The organism is Bacteroidia bacterium, from assembly GCA_026932145.1.
In the GTDB taxonomy this organism is placed as follows: Bacteria; Bacteroidota; Bacteroidia; order J057; family JAIXKT01; genus JAIXKT01.
Genome location: JAIXKT010000034.1, coordinates 11,455 through 12,534, shown reverse-complemented (window position 1 = coordinate 12,534; position 1,080 = coordinate 11,455). Strand labels below are relative to the sequence as shown.

Below are 1,080 nucleotides of genomic sequence, written 5' to 3'. Positions count from 1 at the left end.
AGTTTTTTCTGCCCTCTGGACTCTTCTACTCCCGCCCCCCGTCCGCCGCTAACGCAAGCCGTTAGACGGCTGCTCTTCTGCCATTTTCTTTTACGCAATCCACGGGCTTTTTAGGGCAAGGGCGTTCGTCGCGTCGGGTTCCTCACGTCCACGCGAGCGCGACGCGCCGCCTTGCCTGTTTCTATCACGCCTTGATTCAACCTGTCAAGACTTTACGCGCCTAATTTTCAATTTCGCAAGGAAAACATCCTATAAGGGCTAGCAATAAAGCAACCCGCCACAGAATACCCGCCCTTGACCTTACGAAGACCTTCTAGCCTCTTCAACGCCAGCCTTTGAAGTTTATCGCCTTTTTCTTCCGCTAAATCGTACAGGCGCTCTATACGCTCATTTAGCCAGCGGGGCAACTTCCACATCCTAACCCAATCTTTGAGAATATAGATCGCCATCCCAAATATTCTTATCCCTTTTGGGTAATCTGCTTTTTGCCCGTCTTTACTCAAATATTTCGAGAGATAAGCATAAACATGCTTTACCTTTTCTATTTTCGTCATGCCATACGTCCAGTATCCCTCTTCGTCTGGTTTCGGCAGTTTCGTACCTTTGCTGACAATAAAAATAACGTGGTAATGCACCGCGCCGCGTTCTTGCATTTCCGCAACCCAAAAATAGCCGTACATTCGAGTACCTAAAAACCGCCGAACTTTTCGGATAAAATCGGTAACATGTCTAGGACGCCAATCATCCACGCCGCGATAAGTCAACGTAACCATGATAGTATCCACGTCCGAAACCATTTCGGCAACCGCGTTCTTCCAGTCTTGAAAGAAGGAAAGCCGTTTTTTCATCCGCCCTAAACGCAATTCAAGCGGTGCTACTTCGGTTATCTCGCCTGTTTCATAATTCTTGAACTTCATACCTTCGCATTTTCCTTGTAACTTTGTTTATATTACTAGATGAACTTCATACCTTCGCATTTTCCTTGTAACTTTGTTTATATTACTAGATAAACCCAGACTACGGGTTTTTTTTGCCTGCCCTGACGCTACCCCCGCCCATCTCACCGTACAATACGGTAGC

1 protein-coding gene is annotated in these 1,080 nt (G+C 46.8%); it reads right to left on the bottom strand.

Features of this window, described 5'->3' with window-relative positions; genetic code table 11:
- Positions 1–227: 227 nt before the first annotated feature.
- Entirely contained in the window at positions 228–917 is a 690-nt protein-coding gene (locus LC115_08115) for a hypothetical protein (GenBank protein MCZ2356636.1), read from the bottom strand.
- Positions 918–1,080 lie beyond the last annotated feature (163 nt).

Coding starts and splice junctions, on each gene's coding strand:
- LC115_08115 (MCZ2356636.1), bottom strand. CDS start 917: ATGAAGTTCAAGAATTATGAAACAGGCGAGATAACCGAAGTAGCACCG.